Here is an 18,771-nt window from a genome sequence, read left to right as displayed (position 1 = left end):
ATCACGCCGGACGATGGCAGACCACGCACAGCTTGTTGCCGTCCGGATCGCGGAAATACGCGCCGTAATAGTCGCGGTGATAGTCCGGCCGCAGGCCCGGCGGCCCTTCGCAGGTGCCGCCGTGGCGCAGCGCGAGCGCGTGGCAGCGATCGACGTGCGCGCGGGTCGGCGCAACGAACGCGATCGTGTGGCCATTGCCCGGTTCGGGCGCGCGGCCGTCGAGCGGGTGGCCGAAGAAGAACAGCGGCCGGTCGGTGTCGGCCGGCATCCAGCCCGACCAGCCGTCCGGCTCGCGGAATTTCAGGCGCAGCCCGAGTTCCGCGAACAGCGGCGCGTAGAAATCGTAGGCGCGCGCGGTGTCGGCCACCCCCACGCAAACATGTGAAAACATGGCATCGCTCCGTCGTGACGATCGCTCACGATCATGCCACGGCGGGATGCCGGCACTCCCCCGGAGGCCGCAATGAAACCGCAGTACGAGCACGTGACGTTCGCCCCCGGCTGTTCGATCCGCGTCTATCACCGCCAGCTCGCGCGCATCCCGTTCGAATGGCATCGCCATCCCGAGTACGAACTGACGCTGACGCTCAACAGCCGCGGCCGGCGCTTCATCGGCGATTACGTCGCGCACTACGCGGACGACGACCTGGTGCTCGTGCCACCCAACCTGCCGCATACGTGGTCGTCGAATGCACGCATCGATCGAGATGCGCCTGAAGTCGCGCTCGTCATCTGGTTCGACGGCGACTGGGCGCGGCGTCTGGCCGACTGTTGCCCCGAATACGCACCGCTGCGCTCACTGCTGCGGCGTGCCGCACCGGGCCTGCGCTTCGATACGGACGCGGCCCGCACGATGCGCGCACGGCTGCCGCAGCTGCTCGATCCGTCGCCGCGCACCCGGCTCGCGGCCGCGCTCGACACGCTCGCCGATCTCGCGGAAGCCGGCGGCGAACCGCTCGCCACCGCACACGCGTACGAGCGGGCCGACGGCACGACACGCCAAACCGACGCAGCCGCCCCCGAAGCCGAACGCCTCGACCGCGTGCTTGACGCGATCGACCGGCACTTCCACGAGCCGTTGCGCATCGACGCGCTCGCGGCCACCGCGCATATGTCCGAACGCACTTTGCAGCGGCTGTTCGTCCGGCATCTCGGCGAAAGCGTCGGCCGCTACGTGCAGCGGCTGCGGCTCGCGCACGCGTGCCGTCATCTCGTCGGCACCGACTGGCCGATCGCGACGGTGGCTGCGCGCTGCGGCATTCCGAATGCCGCGAACTTCAACCGCCAGTTCCTCGCCGCACGCGGGATGACGCCCGGCGCATACCGGCAGTTCTTCGTGCAGCACGGCCACGCGCCCGATCACGACGCACCCGCACTCGACACGCGCCCGCCGTCGCTGGAACGCCGCGCGGGCCGGAGCGAACCGCGACCGCCCAAATGAAAACACCCCGACGGGATGACCCGTCGGGGTGTCGTGGCGTTGCGATCGCCCGACGCGAGCGGCCTGCCGGCCGTTCGCGCCGCGCACGACTTAACGTGCGTTGAGCGGCTTCGCTTCGCGCGGCGTATCGCCGATGAACAGCTGACGCGGACGGCCGATCTTCTGTTCCGGATCGCCGATCATTTCGTTCCACTGTGCGATCCAGCCGACCGTACGTGCCATCGCGAAGATACACGTGAACATCGACGTCGGGATGCCCAGCGCGCGCTGGACGATGCCCGAGTAGAAGTCGACGTTCGGGTACAGCTTGCGCGACACGAAGTATTCGTCTTCCAGCGCGATCTTCTCGAGCTGCATCGCGAGCTTGAACAGCGGGTCGTCGTGCAGGCCCAGTTCGTTCAGCACTTCGTAGCACGTTTCGCGCATCAGCTTCGCACGCGGGTCGTAGTTCTTGTACACGCGGTGACCGAAGCCCATCAGCTTCACGCCCGAATTCTTGTCCTTCACCTGCTTGATGAATTCGGGGATGTTGTCCGGCGAACCGATCTGCTCGAGCATGTTCAGCGCGGCTTCGTTCGCACCACCGTGCGCCGGGCCCCACAGACAGGCGATACCGGCAGCGATACAGGCGAACGGGTTCGCGCCCGACGAGCCGGCCAGGCGGACGGTCGACGTCGATGCGTTCTGCTCGTGGTCGGCGTGCAGGATCAGGATACGGTCGAGCGCGCGGACGAGCACGTCGTTGACCTTGTACTCTTCGCACGGGTTCGAGAACATCATGTGCATGAAGTTCGCGCTGTACGACAGCGAGTTCTTCGGATACACGAACGGCTGGCCGATGCTGTACTTGTACGCCATCGCGACGAGCGTCGGCAGCTTCGCGATCATGCGGATCGCCGACACTTCACGGTGACGCGGATCGTTGATGTCGAGCGAGTCGTGGTAGAACGCCGACAGCGCGCCGACTGCAGCGACCAGGATCGCCATCGGGTGCGCGTCGCGACGGAAGCCGCGGAAGAAGAAGTGCATCTGCTCGTGCACCATCGTGTGCTTCGTGACGGTGTCGACGAATTCCTTCTTTTGCGCTGCGTTCGGCAGTTCGCCCTTCAGCAGCAGGTAGCAGCTTTCGAGGAAGTCCGCGTTTTGCGCGAGGTTGTCGATCGGGTAGCCGCGGTACAGCAGCTCGCCCTTGTCGCCGTCGATGTACGTGATCGCCGAATTACAAGCTGCCGTCGACATGAAGCCCGGGTCGTACGTGAACTTGCCGGTCTGGCCGTACAGCTTGCGGATGTCGATCACGTCCGGGCCCATCGTGCCCTTGTAGATCGGCAGTTCGACGCTCGGCGAGTTGTCGCTGAACGATAGCGTGGCTTTAACATCAGACGGAGTCATGGCACATCCTCAATCGAAATAAAGAAACGGGATTCGATAACGGGCACAGCGTGTTACACCTTGGCGTTACACGTTGCGCAGCATCTCCAACAGCCGGTGAATATCCGGGCTGTCTAGGTCGCCTTCTGGTTCCTTGCGCGCGAGGAGCAAGTCCATCAGGTCGTTGTCGCTCAGATCGAGCAGGCGCGACAACGCGCCTACGTCTGCATCGGTGAGGTCATGCTCGTATCTGCTGAAGAAACGCTCGAAAATGATGTCGTTCTCCAGCAGACCCCGCCGCGCACGCCAGCGAAGGCGTGCGCGACGGTGCGGGTCGGATTGATGCGAATCGTCGCTCATCACAACTCAGACTCCCGCAGGGCCGCCCCAAGGAAGTCGACGCCCCCTCGGGGGGCAGCGAACGCAGTGAGCTTGGGGGTCATCATATTAAACCGCGCGGCGAACCATCAGTTCCTTGATCTTGCCGATCGCCTTCGTCGGGTTCAGGCCCTTCGGGCAAACGTCGACGCAGTTCATGATCGTGTGGCAACGGAACAGACGGTACGGGTCTTCCAGGTTGTCGAGACGCTCGCCGGTGGCCGTGTCGCGGCTGTCCGCGATGAAGCGGTAAGCCTGCAGCAGGCCCGCCGGGCCGACGAACTTGTCCGGGTTCCACCAGAAGCTCGGGCACGACGTCGAGCAGCTTGCGCACAGAATGCACTCGTACACGCCGTCGAGCTCGTCGCGCTCTTCCGGCGACTGGAGGCGTTCCTTCTCCGGCGGCGGCGCGTCGTTGATCAGGTACGGCTTGATCGAGTGGTACTGGTTGAAGAAGTGCGTCATGTCGACGATCAGGTCGCGCACGACGGGCAGGCCCGGCAGCGGACGCAGCACGATCTTCTGCGGCAGGTCGTTCAGGTTCGTCAGGCACGCGAGACCGTTCTTGCCGTTGATGTTCATCGCGTCCGAACCGCACACGCCTTCACGGCACGAACGGCGGAACGACAGCGTCTCGTCCACGGCCTTCAGCTTGACCAGTGCGTCGAGCAGCATGCGCTCGTGCTCGAGCTCCAGCTCGTACGTCTGCATGCGCGGCGCTGCGTCCTTGTCCGGATCGTAGCGGTAGACTTCAAAAATGCGTTTTGCCATTTCGGATTCCTTTGACTCGGCTTAGAACGTGCGCGGCTTCGGCGGCACGGATTCGACCGTCAGCGGCTTCATTTGAACCGGCTTGTAGTCGAGGCGATCGCCTTCGCTGTACCACAGCGTGTGGCGCAGCCAGTTCTCGTCGTCGCGGTGTTCGTAGTCGCTGTGGGCGTGTGCGCCACGGCTTTCCTTGCGTGCTTCCGCCGACACCATCGTTGCGCGAGCGACTTCGATCAGGTTCTCCAGCTCGAGCGCTTCGACGCGCGCGGTGTTGAACACCTTCGACTTGTCCTTCAGGTGGATGTTTTCCACGCGTGCCTTCAGGCCGGCCATCTGGTCGACGCCTTCCTTCAGCAGCTCCGACGTGCGGAACACGCCTGCGTGCTTCTGCATCGTCGAGCGGATGTCGTTCGCGACGTCCTGCGTGTATTCACCCGAGGTCGACTTGTCGAGCTTCGCCAGACGTGCCAGCGAGAATTCGCCCGCATCGGCCGGCAGCGGCTTGTGTTCCTTCTGGTTCTTCACGTGCTCGACGATGTGGTTGCCGGCCGCACGGCCGAACACCACGAGGTCCAGCAGCGAGTTCGTGCCGAGGCGGTTCGCGCCGTGCACGGACACGCACGAGCATTCGCCCACTGCGTAGAAACCGTTGACCGGATCCTTGTGACCGCCGCGCGTCGTGCCGACGACCTGACCGTGGATGTTGGTCGGGATGCCGCCCATCTGGTAGTGGATCGTCGGGACGACCGGGATCGGTTCCTTGATCGCGTCGACGTTCGCGAACTTCAGCGCGATTTCGCGGATCGACGGCAGACGCTTCATGATCGTCTCGGCGCCGATGTGCGACAGGTCGAGCAGCACGTGATCCTTGTTCGGACCCACGCCGCGGCCTTCCTTGATTTCCTGGTCCATCGAACGCGACACGAAGTCACGCGGCGCCAGATCCTTCAGCGTCGGCGCGTAGCGCTCCATGAAACGCTCGCCGTTCGCGTTGCGCAGGATACCGCCTTCGCCGCGCACGCCTTCGGTGATCAGCACGCCCGCGCCGGCCACGCCAGTCGGGTGGAACTGCCAGAACTCCATGTCCTGCAGCGCGATGCCCGAACGCGCAGCCATGCCGAGGCCGTCGCCGGTGTTGATGAACGCGTTGGTCGATGCCGCGAAGATCCGGCCTGCGCCGCCCGTCGCGAACAGCGTCGTCTTGCCTTCCATGATGTAGACGTCACCCGTCTCCATCTCGAGGGCCGTCACGCCGAGCACGTCGCCTTCCGCGTCGCGGATCAGGTCGAGCGCCATCCATTCGACGAAGAATTGCGTCTTCGCTTCGACGTTCTGCTGGTACAGCGTGTGCAGCAGCGCGTGACCGGTACGGTCGGCGGCCGCGCAGGCGCGCTGCACCGGCTTCTCGCCGTAGTTCGCGGTGTGGCCGCCGAACGGGCGCTGGTAGATCGTGCCGTCCGCGTTACGGTCGAACGGCATGCCGAAGTGCTCGAGTTCATATACGACGTTCGGCGCTTCACGGCACATGAATTCGATCGCGTCCTGGTCGCCGAGCCAGTCGGAGCCCTTGATCGTGTCGTAGAAGTGGAAGTGCCAGTTGTCTTCGCTCATGTTGCCGAGCGACGCACCGATACCGCCCTGCGCGGCCACCGTGTGCGAACGGGTCGGGAACACCTTCGACAGCACGCCGACCGACAGGCCCGCGCGCGACAGTTGCAGCGCTGCGCGCAAGCCGGAGCCGCCCGCGCCGACGATCACCACATCGAACTTGCGGCGCGGGAGATTAGTTTTGATTGCAGCCATTCTTTACACTCTCCAGAGAATCTGCGCGGCGTAGCCCGCACATGCGAGCAGCCAGACGATGGTCAGCGATTGCAGCAGCAGGCGCACACCGACGGGCTTCACGTAGTCCATCCAGATGTCGCGCACGCCGACCCATGCGTGGTAGAAGAGGGAAAGCAGCATCACGAAGGTCGCGAGCTTCATCCATTGCGCGGCGAAGATCGATGCCCAGCCTTCGTACGAGAAATCGTGCGCGCCGAAGAACAGGACGAGCAGGATGACCGTGTAGACCGCCATGATCGTGGCGGTGATGCGCTGCGCGAGCCAGTCGCGCAGGCCGTAGTGGGCGCCGACGACGAGGCGCTTCGAGCCGATTCGGTTATTGGCTGCCATTTTCTTAGAATGCTCCGAACAGTTTGAGTGCCATGGCGATCGTCAGCGCGATCGAGACGACAAAGACGACGACTGCCGTCCGCTTGCCGCCTTCCTTCGTGACGGCGTCGTGGTTGACGTCCATCAGCAGGTGGCGAATGCCGGCGCAGAAATGGTGGAAGAAGGCCCACGACAGTGCGAGGACGATCAGCTTGACGATGATGTTGGAGAGGAAAGCCTTGAAGACTTCGAAGCTGAGCTCGGACGTGAGGCTCTGGTCGAAGAGGAACAGCAGGAACGGCAGGAACAAGAACAGCAGCGCGCCGCTGACTCGGTGGAGAATCGACAAAGTCGCTGCCAGCGGCATGCGATATTTCATCGTGATATCGGCGAGTCCGATGTTCCGGTATTCCGGCCTCGGCTTTCTTACTGCATCAGTCATGCTAGACCCCTACTATGTTGTCACACTAATCCGCGATTTTAGCGCCTTTTTATATCGCGCTGCAGCGAAAGTCTGCTCTGGATAGTTGCGCGAACAAGAACAAAGGCGGCCCGAAACGTGCTTCGCGAACGTGGGGAACGCGAACGCACTCGGCTTGAGCCGATACACCGTCAGCTCAAGTCATTCTGATAGTAGTACCCGGTCGTGACATACCAGCCTCGACGCACTTCCACCGGCCGGTCTCCGTATGTATAGGACACACGCTCGACCGACAGCAAAGGGAAACCTGCCGGCACGTGCAGCAGGTCGGCCACCGCCGGCTCCGCCGCCACCGCGCGGATCTTTTCCGTCGCGCGGATCATCCGCGTGCCGAACTCCGTCTCGAACATCGCGTAGAGCGGCCCCTTGTATTCGCTCAGCCGCTCGAACGTGAGCCCGCGGAACATCGCGCCCGGCAGCCAGATCTCGTCGAGCACCGTCACTTCGTTCTCGAACTCCAGCAGGCGGCGCACCTGCACGACGGGATCGGCCGGCTTCAGGTCGAGTTGCCGCGCGATCTCGGCCGGCGCGCGCAGGCGACGGCATTCGAGCAGGCGGCTCACGTGCGGATGCTCGGCACCGTCGTCGGCCAGCAGCCGCAGGAAGCGGAACTGCGCGCGATCTTCGTTGTGCGTTGCAACAAAAGTACCTTTGCCCTGCCGCCGGACCACGAGGTTTTCGGCGGCCAGCTCGTCGATCGCCTTGCGGACGGTGCCCTGGCTGACCTTGTAACGGGCCGCCAGCTCCACCTCGCTCGGGATGATCTCGCCCGGCTTCCACTCGCCGGTTTCGAGACTTTGCGTGATTAATGACTTAATCTGCTGGTATAACGGGCTGAACGTCGGCGACGGAGCCGCCGCGGGCGAAGGTGCGGGATCGCTCGCGCCCGGCTGCCCTGGGCCGCCTGCGCCGGTCTGATTCGCGGTATTCGCCTGGTTCGATGTCATGGCGCGCATTTCATCACAAACCGCACTTTTAAGTCCACTCAATTTCCGCAAAACATCTGTCTTATATAAGACATATGATACCGTTTGACTTTGAGCCGGACGGCTCCTACACTCCGGGTCGAGCAAGGGTTCGCGGGTGCAAAAGCGCGTCCCCGGCTACGTGCCACGGCCGTCTCCAGGTTCACCGCGTCTGCCATCGCGAGTCCTCCGCCCTGCTTCAATGCAACACTCCGCACAACGCGCATAGAATGGCGTTTTCGCGAGTGTCCAACGCTTTACCCGTCCTGGAGATTTTCAATGGCTAAGCCCGCAAAGCGTGTTGCCGTCACCGGCGCCGCAGGTCAAATCGCTTACTCCCTGCTGTTCCGCATCGCGAACGGCGACCTGCTCGGCAAGGACCAGCCGGTCATCCTGCAACTGCTCGACCTCCCGCAAGCCCAAGGCGCCGTCAAGGGCGTCGTGATGGAACTCGACGATTGCGCGTTCCCGCTGCTCGCGGGCGTCGTGATCACCGACGATCCGAAGGTCGCATTCAAGGATGCCGACGTCGCTCTGCTGGTCGGCGCACGTCCGCGCTCGAAGGGCATGGAGCGCAAGGACCTGCTGTCGGCAAACGCCGAAATCTTCACGGTTCAGGGCGCTGCGCTGAACGAAGTCGCGAGCCGCGACGTGAAGGTGCTGGTCGTCGGCAACCCGGCGAACACGAACGCCTACATCGCGATGAAGTCGGCACCGGATCTGCCGAAGAAGAACTTCACGGCGATGCTGCGCCTCGACCACAACCGCGCGCTGTCGCAGCTCGCAGCGAAGTCGGGCAAGCCGGTCGCATCGATCGAGAAGCTCGCCGTGTGGGGCAACCACTCGCCGACGATGTACCCCGACTTCCGCTTCGCGACCGCCGAAGGCGAATCGCTGCTGAAGCTGATCAACGACGACGTGTGGAACCGCGACACGTTCATCCCGACCGTCGGCAAGCGCGGCGCGGCGATCATCGAAGCGCGCGGCCTGTCGTCGGCAGCGTCGGCGGCGAACGCAGCGATCGACCACGTGCGTGACTGGGTCCTCGGCACGAACGGCAAGTGGGTCACGATGGGCATCCCGTCGGACGGCTCGTACGGCATCCCGGAAGACATCATCTACGGCGTGCCGGTCGTTTGCGAAAACGGCGAATACAAGCGCGTCGAAGGCCTGGAAATCGACGCATTCTCGCGCGAGAAGATGGACGGCACGCTGGCCGAGCTGCTCGAAGAGCGCGATGGCGTCGCCCACCTGCTGAAGAACTAAGCATCAAGCACCTCGCCGGGCGGCCCTCGGGCAGCCCGGTTTCGGCCTGGGCCGGCATGCCGCCGGCCCGGCCGACCGATCCGATCCGCGCACGTTTTGCCGCCCCGCGCTTGCCGCGCACCGGCCCAGAACGCGTCCGAATCCGATTTTCTCCACGTTGACCCGCTCCCCTGACGTAGACGAGATGGCCGCGCTCACTCCCGCACAAGTGCTGTACGACGGGGCGTCCCCGCCCGCGATCCTGCCCTGCTGTGATCACTACGCGGGCAGCGAAAAACTGATGCGCAAGTCGCTCGCGCTGCAGGCCGAGCTGGGCCCCGTGTTCGACATCACGCTCGACTGCGAAGACGGCGCCGCCGTCGGCCAGGAAGCCGCGCACGCGGCACTCGTCACCGACATCCTCGGCAGCGACGAGAACCGCTTCGGCCGCGTCGGCGTCCGCATCCACGACTTTTCCCACCCGCACTGGCGCGACGATGTACGCATCGTGCTGCGCGCATCGCGTGCCCCCGCCTACATCACGCTCCCGAAGATCGCGAGTGCCGCTGACGCCGCCGAAATGACCGCGTTCATCGAAGGCACGCGCCGCGAGCTCGGCATCGCGCAGCCGATTCCCGTCGACGTGCTGGTCGAAACGCACGGCGCGCTCGCACAGGCGGCCGCTCTCGCCGCGCTGCCGACGGTCGGCACGCTGAGCTTCGGGCTGATGGATTTCGTCTCCGCGCACCACGGCGCGATTCCCGATTCCGCGATGCGCTCGCCCGGCCAGTTCGAGCACCCGCTCGTGCGCCGCGCGAAGCTGGAAATCGCCGCGGCCTGTCACGCGCACGGCAAGACGCCGTCGCACAACGTGACGACCGAAGTGCGCGACATGAGCATCGTCGCTGGCGATGCGCGCCGCGCCCGCGACGAATTCGCGTTCACGCGGATGTGGAGCATCCACCCCGCGCAGATCCGCCCGATCGTCGACGCATTCGCGCCGCGCACCGACGAGGTCGCGCTGGCCGCCGAGATCCTGCTAGCCGCGCAGGCCGCCGACTGGGGCCCGACGCGCCATGGTGATACGCTGCACGATCGCGCGAGTTACCGCTATTACTGGTCGGTACTGCGCCGCGCACGGGCCACCGGCCAGCCTGTGCCGGCCGAGGCCGCGCCGCTGTTCGGCCCGGCCGCCGCGGGCAGCGCACCGTAAGCGCGCGCCGCCGGCCGATACACGAGTTTCATGCATTCGACGACGCGCGAACCGGATAGAGGTTTGCGAAACGACAAAAAACGTAACGGAGCCCGAAAACCTGATATACACGCGGCCAAATAGGTGAAAATAGCGGCCGCTGCGCGCTTTCGGGGCGCGTGCAGTTTCAACCCGGCCGGCGGCGCAGATTGCCGGCCCTTGTCAACTGATTATCGAAAGGTTCTGACTCCATGAAGAAACTCCTGATCGCTACCGCCATCGGCGCCTTGTCCGCCACGATGCTGGTGTCGGCTCCGAGCGCGTTTGCCCAGGGTACGACCACGACGACCGCGAAGAAGGCAGCGGCCAAGCGCCCGGCGCCGGCCAAGCGCATCATCCCGCGCAGCAAGAAGGCACAGGCACGTGCCGCGGCGAAGGTCGATCCGGTACCGGACGGCGCAGTCAAGTGGTCCTGCAAGGAAGGTCTGTCGTTCGACCTCGCCGGTGACATGAAGCGCGACCAGGTCGTCACGGTTCACTGGGCGAAGAAGAACTACAAGCTGCCGCGTCAGGCCACGACGACGGGCGCCGACACGTTCTACGATCCGGCCGCGGGCTTCAAGCTGGTCGTGATCCCGACCAAGGCGATGCTGTTCTCCGACGCGAACGGCGGCGAACGCCTCGCGGACGAATGCGTGACGCCGGAAATGGCGCAAGGCACGCCGGCACCGACGCAGTCGAACGAACTGAAGCCGGCAACGAACTAAGCGCGTTCCCATCGGCCCCTCGATGTCCGCCCCGGTCTCCAACGTCCGCCCTGCTCCGGATACGGTACTCGTCGATATCGTCGACTACGTGCTGAATGCCGGCATCGACAGCGCGCTCGCGCTGGAGACGGCGCGTCATTGCCTGATCGACACGCTCGGATGCGGACTCGAGGCGCTCTCCTACCCTGCCTGCACCAAGCTGCTCGGCCCCGTCGTGCCCGGCACGATCGTGCCGCACGGCGCGAAGGTGCCCGGCACGTCCTTCCAGCTCGATCCCGTCCAGGCCGCTTTCGGCATCGGCGCGATGATCCGCTGGCTGGACTTCAACGACACCTGGCTCGCCGCCGAATGGGGTCATCCGTCCGACAACCTCGGCGGGATCCTGGCGACGGCCGACTGGCTTTCCCGCACGGCCCGCGCGGCCGGCCGCAAGCCGCTCACGATGCGCGACGTGCTGGTCGCGATGATCCAGGCCCACGAGATCCAGGGCTGCCTCGCGCTCGAGAATTCGTTCAATGCGGTCGGGCTCGACCACGTGCTGCTCGTGAAGGTCGCGTCGACGGTCGTCGTCGGCCGGCTGCTCGGGCTCACGCGCGACGAGCTGATCAACGCGGTGTCCCACGCGTTCGTCGACGGCCACGCGCTGCGCACCTACCGCCACGCGCCGAACACCGGCTCGCGCAAGTCCTGGGCGGCCGGCGACGCAACCTCCCGCGCGGTGCGCCTCGCGCTGATCGCGAAAACGGGTGAAATGGGCTACCCGTCGGCGCTCACCGCCAGGACCTGGGGCTTCTACGACGTGCTGTTCGACGGCAAGCCGTTCCGCTTCCAGCGCCCGTACGGCACGTACGTGATGGAAAACGTGCTGTTCAAGATCGCGTTCCCCGCCGAATTCCACGCGCAAACGGCCGCCGAGGCCGCGCTGCAGCTGCACGCGCAGCTCGCCGCCGCGGGCCGCACGACCGACGACATCAGCCGGATCACGATCCGCACGCACGCGGCCGCGATCCGCATCATCGACAAGCAGGGCCCGCTCGCCAATCCGGCCGACCGCGACCACTGCATCCAGTACATGGTCGCCGTGCCGCTGCTGTTCGGCCGGCTGACCGCGGCCGACTACGAGGATTCGGCCGCCGCCGATCCCCGCATCGACGCGCTGCGCGCGAAGACCGTGTGCGTCGAGGATCCGCAGTTCACGCAGGATTACCACGACCCGGACAAGCGCTCGATCGCAAATGCACTGACGATCGAGTTCAAGGACGGGTCGAAGCTTGCCGAGGTGGCGGTCGAATACCCGCTCGGCCACCGGCGGCGCCGGGCCGAAGGCGTCCCGCTCCTGGTCGAGAAGTTCAGGACCAACCTTGCCCGCCGCTTCCCGGCCAAGCAGCAACAAGCGATTCTCGACGTGTCGCTGGACCAGGCAAAGCTCGAAGCGATGCCGGTCGATGAGTACGTCGATCTGTACGTGATATAGCCGTCATTTACAGGACACGTAGTTTCCTAGCCTTAAACCCAGGAAAATCACCATGGCCCACAATCTCCACAAGACCCTCAAGGAATTCGACAGCGGTTCCGGCAAAGGCAAGTTCTACTCGCTGCCGCAGCTCGGCAAGGAACTGAAGACGAAGATCGAACGCCTGCCGGTGTCGATCCGTATCGTGCTCGAGTCCGTGCTGCGCAACTACGACGGCAAGAAGATCACCGAAGAGCACATCCAGCAGCTCGCGAACTGGAAGCCGAACGACAAGCGCGTCGACGAGATTCCGTTCGTGGTGTCGCGCGTCGTGCTGCAGGACTTCACGGGCGTGCCGCTGCTCGCCGACATCGCGGCCATGCGCGGCGTCGCGGAGCGTACCGGCAAGAACCCGAAGAAGATCGAGCCGCTGGTCCCGGTCGATCTCGTCGTCGATCACTCGGTGCAGATCGACTACTTCCGCCAGAAGGACGCGCTCGACCTGAACATGAAACTGGAATTCCAGCGCAACAACGAGCGCTACCAGTTCATGAAGTGGGGCATGCAGGCATTCGACACGTTCAAGGTCGTGCCGCCGGGCGTCGGCATCGTCCACCAGGTGAACCTGGAATACCTCGCGCGCGGCGTCCACAAGAAGGCGGACGGCGGCGACACCGTGTACTACCCGGACACCCTCGTCGGCACCGACAGCCACACGACGATGATCAACGGCATCGGCGTGGTCGGCTGGGGCGTGGGCGGCATCGAGGCTGAAGCCGGCATGCTCGGCCAGCCGGTGTACTTCCTGACGCCGGACGTCGTCGGCGTCGAGCTGAAGGGCAAGCTGCGCGAAGGCGTGACGGCCACCGACCTGGTGCTGACGATCACCGAAATGCTGCGCAAGGAGAAGGTCGTCGGCAAGTTCGTCGAGTTCTTCGGCGAAGGCACGAAGTCGCTGTCGCTGCCGGACCGCGCGACGATCGGCAACATGGCGCCGGAATACGGCGCGACGATGGGCTTCTTCCCGGTCGACGAAAAGACGATCGACTACTTCGAAGGCACGGGCCGCACGAAGGCCGAAATCGCCGCGTTCGAAAACTACTTCAAGGCGCAGAAGCTGTTCGGCATCCCGAAGGCCGGCGACATCGACTACACGAAGGTCGTGACGCTCGATCTGACGACGGTCGCGCCGTCGCTGGCCGGCCCGAAGCGCCCGCAAGACCGCATCGAGATCGGCCACGTCAAGTCGACGTTCACCGACCTGTTCTCGAAGCCGGTCGCGGAAAACGGCTTCGCGAAGAAGGCGGACGACCTGGCCGCGCAATACACGACGAGCAACGGCGTCGACGTGAAGAACGGCGACATCCTGATCGCCGCGATCACGTCGTGCACCAACACGTCGAACCCGAGCGTGCTGCTGGCCGCCGGCCTGCTCGCGAAGAAGGCGGTCGAGGCCGGCCTCACGGTCGATCCGAAGATCAAGACCTCGCTCGCGCCGGGATCGCGCATCGTCACCGAGTACCTGACGAAGACGGGCCTGCTGCCCTACCTGTCGAAGCTCGGCTTCGAAGTCGCGGCCTACGGCTGCACGACCTGTATCGGCAACGCGGGCGACCTGACGCCGGAGCTGAACGAAGCGATCACGAAGAACGACATCGTCGCGGCAGCCGTGCTGTCGGGCAACCGTAACTTCGAAGCGCGGATCCACCCGAACATCCGTGCGAACTTCCTCGCGTCGCCGCCGCTGGTCGTCGCCTACGCGATCGCCGGCAACATCACGCGCGACCTGATGACCGAACCGGTCGGCAAGGGCAAGGGCGGCCGCGACATCTACCTCGGCGACATCTGGCCGACGAGCGAAGAAATCCACGCGCTGCTCAAGTTCGCGCTCGACCCGAAGAAGTTCGAGGACAACTACTCGAAGCTGACCAAGAAGGGCGACCTCTGGAGCAAGATCGAGGGCGAATCGGGCCAGGTCTACGACTGGCCGAAGTCGACGTACATCGCCGAGCCGCCGTTCTTCGGCAACGACTTCTCGATGGAACCGGCCGCGTCGATCCCGACGGTCAAGGGCGCGCGCGCACTGGGCATCTTCGGTGACTCGGTCACGACCGACCACATCAGCCCGGCAGGCTCGATCAAGGAAGACTCGCCGGCAGGCAAGTGGCTGAAGGAGAACGGCGTGCAGAAGGCCGACTTCAACAGCTACGGCTCGCGCCGCGGCAACCACGACGTGATGATGCGCGGCACGTTCGCGAACGTCCGGATCAAGAACCTGATGATCCCGGCAAAGGCAGACGGCACGCGCGTCGAAGGCGGCCTGACGATCCACCAGCCGAGCGGCGAACAGCAATCGATCTACGATGCAGCAATGCAGTACGTTGCCGCCGATACGCCGACGGTCGTGTTCGCGGGCGAAGAGTACGGCACGGGCTCGTCGCGCGACTGGGCCGCGAAGGGCACGCAACTGCTCGGCGTGAAGGCCGTGATCGCACGCAGCTTCGAGCGCATCCACCGCTCGAACCTGGTCGGCATGGGCGTGCTGCCGCTGCAGTTCAAGGGCGCGGACAGCGTCCAGTCGCTCGGCATCACCGGTGAAGAAACGTACGACATCGAAGGCCTCGGCGACGACTTCAAGCCGCAACAGGACGTCACGCTCGTGATCCACCGCAAGAACGGCGAATCGCAGCGCGTGCCGGTGCTGCTGCGCATCGATACGCCGATCGAAGTCGACTACTACAAGCACGGCGGGATCCTGCCGTTCGTGCTGCGCTCGCTGCTCGCAGCGTAAGCGCCCTGCACCTTGCAGGTGCCGCAGCCGCCTCGCGGGCGGTTGCGGCCGATTTGGATGCCCGACCTCGTGTCGGGCTTTTTTTGCCTGCGCGCTACGCCGCGTGACCGGTCGTGCGGCGCGTCATGCCGCCTTGTCGGCTCGCGCCTTCGTGCCTGCACCCGCTCGCCGGGTGTTCTTCTTCAGATGCGTGCGGTTGTAGTCGATCGCCGCGCGCACCAGGTTCTTCAGTGCCCGCTTGTCGAGCTTGTCGCCTTCGAAGAAATCGATCGCACGCCGCGCATTGCCGTCGAGGCCGTCGTTAAAGAGCTTGTCGGGATCGGGCAGTTGCGCGCCGTGCATGAAGGTCAGCTTCACCTTGCCCTTGTGCGCGTTCGCCACCGCAATCATCCCGTCGCACGACCATACGGGGCTGCCCATCCATTTCCATTCCTCGACGATGCCCGCTTGCGCGTCGAGGATCGTCTGGCGCAGGTCGGCGAAGGTCTTGCCGCGCCAGTCGGCGATGCCGGCGATCAGCGCGTCGATACGCTCCGACGGCGTGAGGTCGGTTGGGCTCATGCGCGGGCCTCCGTGCCTTCGTCGGGGCGGGCCAGCACCTGTTCGAGCGAGTCGAAGAAGCGGACCCAGCCGTGCTGCGCACCGCGGTACGCCTGCTCCTGGTCGGTCCGGAAGCCGACCTGCTCCATCCGCAGGTGCGTGCCGTGCGGTGTCGGCGTGAGCGTCCACGTGACGACGCTTTCGAGGCCGTATGCGGCCCACGTATAGGACAACGCATGCGGCGGCTCGATCGTCAGGACCGTGCAGTCGACCGAGCCCCAGTCCGCACGGAAGCTGAAGGCGCGGCCCGCGACGGGCTCGAAGTCGCTCTTCATCAGCCACGCCTCGATCAGGTGCGGCTGCGTGAGCGCGCGCCAGATCTTCTCCGGCGGATGGGGCAGCTCCCGGTCGACGACGACGGAGCGCGTTTCGGTGGTTGCCTGGTTCATTACTGGTCCATCCTTTTCAGAAGAGCTTCGAGGGCATCGAACCGGGTCTGCCAGAAGCCGGCCATCTGACTCGTCCAGTCGATCAACGGGGCCAGCGCTTGAGGCTGCGCGCTGTAGTGCGTCTGCCGGCCTTCGTGACGGTCGCTCACGAGCCCGGCCTGCTTCAGGACGCCCAGATGCTTCGAGACGGCCGGCTGCGAGACGCCCGCATGGGCCGTCAGCGCGGCAACCGTCAGCTCGCCGTCCGCGCACAGCCGCTCGAAGAGCGCGCGGCGCGTGGGATCGGCCAGTGTCCTGAAAAGCATGTCGTGTGCGTTCTGCATGTCCAAATCCATAACCCGATGGTTATGGATTGAAGCATATCCGCTGATCGACGCACGTCAAGGCGGAATTTCGCGAACGACGCCGCGCAATCTTGCGCGGGCCCGCTATCCGCCGCACGGGGTATCCACGCCCCCGAATTCGAGCCCTTCCTCTAATCCGCAATTGCCGCATGCGATCCGAAAGTCGCCTGCAAGACTGCCGGAAGCACCGTTCCACAGTTCGGGAAACGTTTGCGGCCGAGCGATCCCATTTTTGTGCACGCGCGAATCCGTTCCTGCCGTGTCGCGGCGTTTGACCACATAGTGCGACGCGACACGCGACAACGACCGGTCGCGCACGATGCGTTCACCCGGCGATCCGCTCCGCGATCGCGCACGTTCCGGCGTCGTGACGAGCGACTCGTGCGTGCGAGCGTCGCGCGTCGCTGCGCCGCCGTATCGCGAACCGGTTCCGCTCGCCGCTGCCGCAATTCGCTTACGCGCATGACGCAGCACATGCGTGCACCCGCGCCGATGTCAGAACTGACAGCTATGGAAAATGGCAGCTACCCGAACGATACCGACGCCCTACGCTCGTCACCGCTCGCGGCCCCACAAGGGCCGGGGGTTCCAGTAACGTCGCCTCTCCTAAAAAAGGACTCCCGATGAAAAGGAACACCTGGTTTGCCCTTCCCCTTCCGTCGCCCCGCCGCCTCGCGTGCGTGGCACCGTTCGTGTTCGCCGCCGCCGCGGCGCATGCGACGACGGATTGGGTCGATACGCATACGAAGGCCTTTCTGACCGGCCCGCAGTTGATGGCGCGCAGCGCGGCGCCGTCGCTCGAACTGGCAGGCGGTGAAACGACCAACGTCGTCGTCAGCCTGAAACTGCGCAACGCCGCGCAGCTCAAGCAACTGGCGCGCGACGTGAACCGGCCCGGCAGCGCGCATTACCGCCAGTACCTCACGCACGAGCAGTTCCTCGCCAACTACGCGCCGACCGATGCGCAGGTCAAGTCGGTCGTCGACTATCTGCACAAGAGCGGCTTCGTGAACGTCGAGGTTGCGCCGAACCGCCTGCTGGTCTCCGCCAGCGGCACGGCCGCCACGGTGAAGACCGCATTCAACACGTCGCTCGTGCACTTCGCCTACGCGGGTCACTCGGGCTTCGCGAACACGTCGACTGCGCAGGTGCCGCGCGCGCTCGGCGACGTCGTCGGCTCGGTGCTCGGGCTGCAGAACGTTGCACACGCGCGGCCGCTGCTGCGCATCGGCAACGTGTCGAAGCCGCAGGCGCTGGCAGCCGGCACGGCGACCGGCCACTATCCGAAGGAATTCCCGGGCCTCTACAACGCAACCGGCGTGCCGACCGCAGCCGGCGTCACCGTCGGCATCATCACGATCGGCGGCGTGTCGCAGACGCTGCAGGACCTGAAGCAGTTCACGTCGAGCAACGGATACGGGGCGGTGTCGACGCAGACCATCAAGACCAACGGCTCGGGCGGCAGCTACACCGACGACCAGGACGGCCAGGGCGAATGGGATCTGGACAGCCAGTCGATCGTCGGCTCGGCCGGCGGCCAGGTCGGCAAGCTCGTGTTCTACATGGCCGACCTCAATGCGAGCGGCAACACGGGCCTCACGCAGGCGTTCAACCGCGCGGTGTCGGACAACACCGCGAAGGTGATCAACGTATCGCTCGGCTGGTGCGAGACCGATGCGAACGCGGACGGCACGCTCGACGCCGAGGAACAGATCTTCACGACTGCCGCGGCGCAAGGCCAGACGTTCTCCGTTTCGTCGGGTGACGAAGGCGTGTACGAGTGCAACAACCGCGGCTATCCGGACGGCTCGAACTACACGGTGTCGTGGCCGGCTTCGTCGCCGCACGTGCTCGCGATCGGCGGCACGACGCTCTACACGACGTCGTCGGGCGCATTCTCGAGCGAGACGGTGTGGAACGAAGGGCTCGACGGCAACGGCAAGCTGTGGGCGACGGGCGGCGGCATCAGCACGATCCTGCCCGCGCCGTCGTGGCAGTCGGGCAGCAACCGCCAGTTGCCGGACGTCGCGTTCGACGCCGCGCAAAGCACGGGCGCGTACATCTACAACTACGGCCAGTTGCAGCAGATCGGCGGCACGAGCCTCGCCGCGCCGATCTTCACCGGCCTCTGGGCGCGCCTGCTCGCAGCGAACGGCACGGGCCTCGGCTTCCCGGCCGGCAAGTTCTACGCCGACATTCCGTCGAACCCGTCGCTCGTGCGCTACGACGTGGTGTCGGGGAACAACGGCTATCAGGGGTATGGCTACAACGCAGGCACTGGCTGGGATTACACGACCGGCTTCGGCAGCTTGAACATCGCGAACCTCAACCAGCTGATCAAGTCGGGCGGGTTCTAAGCGAAGCGTAAAGGCCGGCGCGCGGCGGTGGTTCGTTGCGTGCCGGCTCGAAAATTTCCCGCGACGGTCGTTCGG

At 65.1% G+C, this 18,771-nt stretch carries 18 protein-coding genes; 7 read left to right on the top strand and 11 right to left on the bottom strand.

The genetic code is table 11. The features are described 5' to 3' along the window. Position 1: 1 nt before the first annotated feature. Entirely contained in the window at positions 2-391 is a 390-nt protein-coding gene (locus LGM89_RS09045) for a VOC family protein (RefSeq protein ID WP_089442941.1), read from the bottom strand. Between the two features lie 72 nt (positions 392-463). Here LGM89_RS09045 and LGM89_RS09040 point away from each other — a divergent pair, with 72 nt between their 5' ends. After that, positions 464-1,441 (top strand): helix-turn-helix domain-containing protein, encoded by a 978-nt coding sequence (locus LGM89_RS09040; RefSeq protein ID WP_226272877.1) that lies wholly within the window; start codon positions 464-466, stop codon positions 1,439-1,441. Between the two features lie 90 nt (positions 1,442-1,531). Here LGM89_RS09040 and gltA read toward each other — a convergent pair whose 3' ends face one another. From gltA to LGM89_RS09005, 7 genes are all read right to left on the bottom strand, one after another. After that, positions 1,532-2,833, bottom strand: coding sequence for a citrate synthase (gltA, locus tag LGM89_RS09035; protein ID WP_011355741.1), 1,302 nt, complete (start codon positions 2,831-2,833; stop codon positions 1,532-1,534). Between the two features lie 66 nt (positions 2,834-2,899). Next, complete coding sequence (locus LGM89_RS09030; protein ID WP_011355742.1) at positions 2,900-3,172, bottom strand: succinate dehydrogenase assembly factor 2; 273 nt, start codon at positions 3,170-3,172, stop codon at positions 2,900-2,902. A gap of 87 nt (positions 3,173-3,259) precedes the next feature. Continuing rightward, positions 3,260-3,961 (bottom strand): succinate dehydrogenase iron-sulfur subunit, encoded by a 702-nt coding sequence (locus LGM89_RS09025; RefSeq protein WP_011355743.1) that lies wholly within the window; start codon positions 3,959-3,961, stop codon positions 3,260-3,262. A 21-nt stretch (positions 3,962-3,982) separates the two neighbouring features. Then, the gene (gene sdhA / locus LGM89_RS09020) at positions 3,983-5,761 is read right to left on the bottom strand and encodes a succinate dehydrogenase flavoprotein subunit (protein ID WP_089497371.1); all 1,779 of its coding nucleotides are present in this window, start codon (positions 5,759-5,761) and stop codon (positions 3,983-3,985) included. 3 nt (positions 5,762-5,764) lie between these two features. After that, a complete protein-coding gene (sdhD, locus tag LGM89_RS09015; RefSeq protein WP_011355745.1) occupies positions 5,765-6,133 on the bottom strand; it encodes a succinate dehydrogenase, hydrophobic membrane anchor protein in 369 nt (122 codons plus the stop codon). 4 nt (positions 6,134-6,137) lie between these two features. Continuing rightward, positions 6,138-6,554 (bottom strand): succinate dehydrogenase, cytochrome b556 subunit, encoded by a 417-nt coding sequence (gene sdhC, locus LGM89_RS09010; protein ID WP_206138036.1) that lies wholly within the window; start codon positions 6,552-6,554, stop codon positions 6,138-6,140. A gap of 170 nt (positions 6,555-6,724) precedes the next feature. Continuing rightward, positions 6,725-7,549 (bottom strand): GntR family transcriptional regulator, encoded by an 825-nt coding sequence (locus LGM89_RS09005; protein ID WP_039358249.1) that lies wholly within the window; start codon positions 7,547-7,549, stop codon positions 6,725-6,727. Positions 7,550-7,837: 288 nt separating this feature from the next. Between LGM89_RS09005 and LGM89_RS09000 the strand changes: the two genes are divergently transcribed. The 5 genes from LGM89_RS09000 to acnA all read left to right on the top strand — a co-directional run bounded on the left by LGM89_RS09000 (position 7,838) and on the right by acnA (position 15,006). Beyond that, positions 7,838-8,824: a malate dehydrogenase gene (locus LGM89_RS09000; RefSeq protein WP_046549914.1), complete on the top strand. Its 987-nt coding sequence runs from the start codon at positions 7,838-7,840 to the stop codon at positions 8,822-8,824. A 184-nt stretch (positions 8,825-9,008) separates the two neighbouring features. Beyond that, on the top strand, positions 9,009-10,016 hold the full coding sequence (locus tag LGM89_RS08995; protein WP_226273016.1) for an HpcH/HpaI aldolase/citrate lyase family protein: 1,008 nt from the start codon (positions 9,009-9,011) through the stop codon (positions 10,014-10,016). A 230-nt stretch (positions 10,017-10,246) separates the two neighbouring features. After that, positions 10,247-10,762 (top strand): hypothetical protein, encoded by a 516-nt coding sequence (locus LGM89_RS08990; RefSeq protein ID WP_089442945.1) that lies wholly within the window; start codon positions 10,247-10,249, stop codon positions 10,760-10,762. Positions 10,763-10,784: 22 nt separating this feature from the next. Beyond that, positions 10,785-12,236, top strand: coding sequence for a bifunctional 2-methylcitrate dehydratase/aconitate hydratase (locus LGM89_RS08985; RefSeq protein ID WP_226272876.1), 1,452 nt, complete (start codon positions 10,785-10,787; stop codon positions 12,234-12,236). A 52-nt stretch (positions 12,237-12,288) separates the two neighbouring features. Continuing rightward, the gene (acnA, locus tag LGM89_RS08980) at positions 12,289-15,006 is read left to right on the top strand and encodes an aconitate hydratase AcnA (RefSeq protein ID WP_226272875.1); all 2,718 of its coding nucleotides are present in this window, start codon (positions 12,289-12,291) and stop codon (positions 15,004-15,006) included. A gap of 123 nt (positions 15,007-15,129) precedes the next feature. Here acnA and LGM89_RS08975 read toward each other — a convergent pair whose 3' ends face one another. From LGM89_RS08975 to LGM89_RS08965, 3 genes are read right to left on the bottom strand one after another with little or no spacing between them, the layout of a single operon-like run. After that, entirely contained in the window at positions 15,130-15,567 is a 438-nt protein-coding gene (locus LGM89_RS08975; RefSeq protein ID WP_089497375.1) for a DUF1801 domain-containing protein, read from the bottom strand. Continuing rightward, the gene (locus tag LGM89_RS08970) at positions 15,564-15,995 is read right to left on the bottom strand and encodes an SRPBCC family protein (RefSeq protein WP_089447379.1); all 432 of its coding nucleotides are present in this window, start codon (positions 15,993-15,995) and stop codon (positions 15,564-15,566) included. Before LGM89_RS08970 ends, LGM89_RS08975 begins: the two co-directional genes overlap by 4 nt. After that, the gene (locus LGM89_RS08965; RefSeq protein WP_089458952.1) at positions 15,995-16,318 is read right to left on the bottom strand and encodes an ArsR/SmtB family transcription factor; all 324 of its coding nucleotides are present in this window, start codon (positions 16,316-16,318) and stop codon (positions 15,995-15,997) included. The genes LGM89_RS08970 and LGM89_RS08965 overlap by 1 nt, the downstream gene beginning before the upstream one ends. A gap of 644 nt (positions 16,319-16,962) precedes the next feature. Here LGM89_RS08965 and LGM89_RS08960 point away from each other — a divergent pair. Then, on the top strand, positions 16,963-18,696 hold the full coding sequence (locus LGM89_RS08960) for a protease pro-enzyme activation domain-containing protein (RefSeq protein ID WP_226272874.1): 1,734 nt from the start codon (positions 16,963-16,965) through the stop codon (positions 18,694-18,696). Positions 18,697-18,771: the final 75 nt, after the last annotated feature.

It is taken from the genome of Burkholderia sp. AU31624, assembly GCF_020420065.1.
In the GTDB taxonomy this organism is placed as follows: Bacteria; Pseudomonadota; Gammaproteobacteria; order Burkholderiales; family Burkholderiaceae; genus Burkholderia.
Note: the sequence above shows the minus strand (reverse complement) of the source record. Positions and strands in the feature narration are given on the sequence as shown.

Bases quoted from the DNA above. Each gene is read 5' to 3' on its own strand.
- LGM89_RS09045 (WP_089442941.1), bottom strand. From the start codon at position 391: ATGTTTTCACATGTTTGCGTGGGGGTGGCCGACACCGCGCGCGCCTAC.
- gltA (WP_011355741.1), bottom strand. From the start codon at position 2,833: ATGACTCCGTCTGATGTTAAAGCCACGCTATCGTTCAGCGACAACTCG.
- LGM89_RS09005 (WP_039358249.1), bottom strand. From the start codon at position 7,549: ATGCGCGCCATGACATCGAACCAGGCGAATACCGCGAATCAGACCGGC.
- LGM89_RS08990 (WP_089442945.1), top strand. From the start codon at position 10,247: ATGAAGAAACTCCTGATCGCTACCGCCATCGGCGCCTTGTCCGCCACG.
- acnA (WP_226272875.1), top strand. From the start codon at position 12,289: ATGGCCCACAATCTCCACAAGACCCTCAAGGAATTCGACAGCGGTTCC.
- LGM89_RS09000 (WP_046549914.1), top strand. From the start codon at position 7,838: ATGGCTAAGCCCGCAAAGCGTGTTGCCGTCACCGGCGCCGCAGGTCAA.
- LGM89_RS08970 (WP_089447379.1), bottom strand. From the start codon at position 15,995: ATGAACCAGGCAACCACCGAAACGCGCTCCGTCGTCGTCGACCGGGAG.
- LGM89_RS09040 (WP_226272877.1), top strand. From the start codon at position 464: ATGAAACCGCAGTACGAGCACGTGACGTTCGCCCCCGGCTGTTCGATC.
- LGM89_RS08965 (WP_089458952.1), bottom strand. From the start codon at position 16,318: ATGCAGAACGCACACGACATGCTTTTCAGGACACTGGCCGATCCCACG.
- LGM89_RS08995 (WP_226273016.1), top strand. From the start codon at position 9,009: ATGGCCGCGCTCACTCCCGCACAAGTGCTGTACGACGGGGCGTCCCCG.
- LGM89_RS08985 (WP_226272876.1), top strand. From the start codon at position 10,785: ATGTCCGCCCCGGTCTCCAACGTCCGCCCTGCTCCGGATACGGTACTC.
- LGM89_RS09030 (WP_011355742.1), bottom strand. From the start codon at position 3,172: ATGAGCGACGATTCGCATCAATCCGACCCGCACCGTCGCGCACGCCTT.
- sdhA (WP_089497371.1), bottom strand. From the start codon at position 5,761: ATGGCTGCAATCAAAACTAATCTCCCGCGCCGCAAGTTCGATGTGGTG.
- sdhC (WP_206138036.1), bottom strand. From the start codon at position 6,554: ATGACTGATGCAGTAAGAAAGCCGAGGCCGGAATACCGGAACATCGGA.
- LGM89_RS09025 (WP_011355743.1), bottom strand. From the start codon at position 3,961: ATGGCAAAACGCATTTTTGAAGTCTACCGCTACGATCCGGACAAGGAC.
- LGM89_RS08975 (WP_089497375.1), bottom strand. From the start codon at position 15,567: ATGAGCCCAACCGACCTCACGCCGTCGGAGCGTATCGACGCGCTGATC.
- sdhD (WP_011355745.1), bottom strand. From the start codon at position 6,133: ATGGCAGCCAATAACCGAATCGGCTCGAAGCGCCTCGTCGTCGGCGCC.
- LGM89_RS08960 (WP_226272874.1), top strand. From the start codon at position 16,963: ATGAAAAGGAACACCTGGTTTGCCCTTCCCCTTCCGTCGCCCCGCCGC.